The sequence below is a fragment of the Acidiphilium sp. genome (assembly GCF_049977125.1).
Taxonomy (GTDB): Bacteria; Pseudomonadota; Alphaproteobacteria; order Acetobacterales; family Acetobacteraceae; genus Acidiphilium.
Window position 1 is genome coordinate 1 of record NZ_JBMFGY010000262.1, and the last position, 2,993, is coordinate 2,993.

Annotated in this window: 4 protein-coding genes; 3 read left to right on the plus strand and 1 reads right to left on the minus strand. The window is 65.3% G+C overall.

All coding sequences use genetic code 11. The annotated features are described in order from the left end of the window. From ACP5E6_RS17785 to ACP5E6_RS17795, 3 genes are all read left to right on the plus strand, one after another. On the plus strand, positions 1–194 hold a 194-nt coding region (locus tag ACP5E6_RS17785; protein WP_427956518.1), incomplete at its 5' end, for a hypothetical protein. 40 nt (positions 195–234) lie between these two features. Continuing rightward, positions 235–1,041: a glycosyltransferase gene (locus tag ACP5E6_RS17790; protein ID WP_427956519.1), complete on the plus strand. Its 807-nt coding sequence runs from the start codon at positions 235–237 to the stop codon at positions 1,039–1,041. An 11-nt stretch (positions 1,042–1,052) separates the two neighbouring features. Next, positions 1,053–1,736 (plus strand): TVP38/TMEM64 family protein, encoded by a 684-nt coding sequence (locus tag ACP5E6_RS17795; RefSeq protein ID WP_427956521.1) that lies wholly within the window; start codon positions 1,053–1,055, stop codon positions 1,734–1,736. 6 nt (positions 1,737–1,742) lie between these two features. Here the strand turns inward: ACP5E6_RS17795 and ACP5E6_RS17800 are convergent. Next, the coding region (locus ACP5E6_RS17800) for a hypothetical protein (protein WP_427956523.1) at positions 1,743–2,993 on the minus strand (1,251 nt) is incomplete at its 5' end.

Below are 2,993 nucleotides of genomic sequence, written 5' to 3' on the forward strand. Positions count from 1 at the left end.
ACACAAGGGATGTCACCATGGGCGAAGACCTGTCGCGGATCCGAACCAACCCGGGCATCTTCGCCCGCCTACGCAGCTTCGGCTTCAACATCCTCATGGTCAGCAAAACCGGCACCATGAAGCAAGATCGATACCGCGCCGCACTCGCTGGCGTCCGCCACCTGCTCTCACTCGTCAATATATCAAAGCGTTGAACAGCCGTGATCAAATCGAGTTGGATCAGGAACCGTAAACATGGAACACGCTGCCGATCATAGCATTGCGATCGTCGTACCGGTGCATAACGAGGCGGCCAATATCGAGCCGTTGCTGTGCGAAATCCGCGCCGCGATGGCCGGGCTCGATTACGAGATTGTTTATGTCGATGATGGCAGCACCGATGCAACGGCCGCGATCCTGGCGGCGCAGGCGCGCGAGAACACGGATTTGCGGGTTATCCGGCATCGGGCCAGTTGCGGCCAGAGTGCGGCGATCATTACCGGGGTATGCGCGGCCGACGCGACGTGGATCGCGACGCTCGATGGCGATGGCCAGAACGATCCGGCCGATATTCCCGCGATGTTCGCGGCGGCACGCCGCAGTGATCGGCCCGGTGCGCCGGTGCTGATCGCCGGGCATCGTCAGCGCCGGCAGGATGATGCGATCAAGCTGCTGAGTTCGCGGATCGCCAACAACGTGCGAGCGCGGCTGCTGGGCGATGCGACGCCGGATACCGGTTGCGGCCTGAAACTGTTCCGGCGCGAGACATTCATGTCCCTGCCCAAGTTTGATCATATGCACCGGTTTCTGCCCGCCTTGGTCATCCGTGCGGGCGGGGTGGTAATATCGCACCGGGTTGGCCATAGGCCGCGCCACGCCGGGGCGTCGCATTATGGCACGTGGGGCCGGCTGAAGGTTGGCGTCGTCGATCTGGCGGGGGTTGCCTGGCTGCAGCGCCGGTGGAACCGTCCGGACATCGTGATTGGCGCAACAGCGCAGACCAATGGGCCGGCCAGGGTGGATCGCGGCATCGTGGCGCGGCCGCTCGAACATAGCCATTAGGCGGCACCGACATGGGCTTTCGCTGGATTGGTCTGAAACCGTTCGCCAAGCCGGCGCTGCTGGTGATCGGGCTGACCGGTGGAGCGTTGGCGCTGCGGCTGCTGCCGTTCGGCGATATTCTGAAATCTCATGCACATAGCCACGCTGATGCCCGCGATATCGGCCTGTTCGTCGGGCTGGGCGCGTTGGCCTGCGCGGTTGGCATGCCTCGGCAGATCGTGGCGTTTGCCGCTGGCTACGCCTGGGGTGTGACGATCGGCGCCAGTATGGCGCTGGTGGCACAGGTGATCGGGTGTGCCGCCGATCTGTTCTGGGCGCGGTGGATTGCCCGGGATTTCGTGCAGGCGCGCCTGCGCGGCCGGGCGCTGCGGCTTGACCGGTTGTTGACGACCAGCCCGTTCATCAGTGCGCTCACGCTGCGGTTGATGCCGGTGGGCAATAATCTGTTGCTCAACCTGCTGGCCGGCCTATCGGCGGTGCCGGCGCGGGGGTTTTTATTGGGCTCGGCGGCCGGGTTTATTCCGCAGACGGTGATTTTCGCGTTGCTCGGCTCGGGCAGCCGGATTGCGCGGGCAACGCAGATCGAGATCGGCGTTGCGCTGTTCGTGGTTTCCACGTTGATCGGCGTGGTGTTGTTGCTGCGCGGGCGACGGAACCGGGACGAGCTCGCCGTGACGATGCGGTCGACCGGCTGATCCGCGCTACTGGCAAAGCGCTGTTGCGGCCTCGCTATCCGAGCAGGCGACGACGCCGAGCGAGCCCGGATCGATCTGTTCGATGGTGATTTCCTTGCCGGCGCCGATCGGGGCGGCTGTGCCACCGAGGGCCGCAACCTTGGCGAAGAAGGTCGTCTGGTCGGGTTCCCTGCCCTGCCCTGCTGGTCCGTAAACCGCGAACACGCGATGGCCGGCCGCGAGACTTTTGGCCGCGCGTTTGACATGGGTCGTGGTTTGCCAGGGTGTCGCGTTGGGATCGGTCGACTTGCGTTCGAAGGCGAGCATGGCCGGGGCCGCGCCGTCGCTGACCAGGAGCATATCCCCTGCGGTCATCCGGCTTTCCAGCAGAACGGCAGCCTTGTCCCAGCGGGGTTTGGTTTCGGCGTGGTAATAGGGGGTGAGGTTGAGCAGCAGCAACAGGGTGGCAAGCACCAGCGCGGGTTTTTGCGCGCGACCGGCCAGCGCTTCGATGCCGAAGCCGCCCAGAATAAAGAACGGTGCGGCACTCCAGAGCAGGTAGCGCGGCAGCAGGACCGGGTGGATCAGCGAGATCAGCGCCAGGGTGAGCGGCAGGCCGAGGAAGGCGATGATGAGCACGACCAGCGGCGCGGCTTGGCGGCGCAGGTGCCAGACGCCGAGGGCCGCGAAGGCAAAAGCCAGTGCTGAGAGGGCGGCATAGGCCGTAGGCAGGAGGCGCATCGTCACCATGGTGGCATCGCGCAGGCCGTAGAGACTGGCGATATCCGCCCAGCCGGCGCGTGCTGACAGCGGCGGGATCCAGTTGAAGCTGCGCATGACGTGGTCATGGACGGCTTGGAGCATCGCGATGTAGCCAGGGGCGGCCGCGATGATGATGGCAAACTGGATGAGGCCCCAATTGGCGAGGAACCGCCGGCGCGCGGTGACGCGCGGCAGGATGGCCGCGGCCATTGCGACATTGGCGGTGATCAGCCAGGGGATCGCATCGCCCAGGGTCCAGAGGGCGGCGAGCGTACCCAATCCGTAGGCGGCCCAGGTGGCGCGTGGCGCGCGGCGGTCGCGCAGGCGCAGCCCGCCGGCATCGGGTGCCAGAGCGAGGCCGATCAGACCATCGAGCCCGATCAGGATGAAGGTCATCATCAATGTATAGGAGCGGGCTTCCTGGCTGAAGCCGACCTGCAGGGGTGCGAAGGCCATCAGCACTACGAGGTGGCAGGCACGGTCTATCCGCTCGTCGACCTGACGAATTACGTCATC

What these genes read in the sequence shown, in the direction of transcription:
- ACP5E6_RS17790 (WP_427956519.1), top strand. Translation starts at nt 235, where the DNA reads ATGGAACACGCTGCCGATCATAGCATTGCGATCGTCGTACCGGTGCAT.
- ACP5E6_RS17795 (WP_427956521.1), top strand. Translation starts at nt 1,053, where the DNA reads ATGGGCTTTCGCTGGATTGGTCTGAAACCGTTCGCCAAGCCGGCGCTG.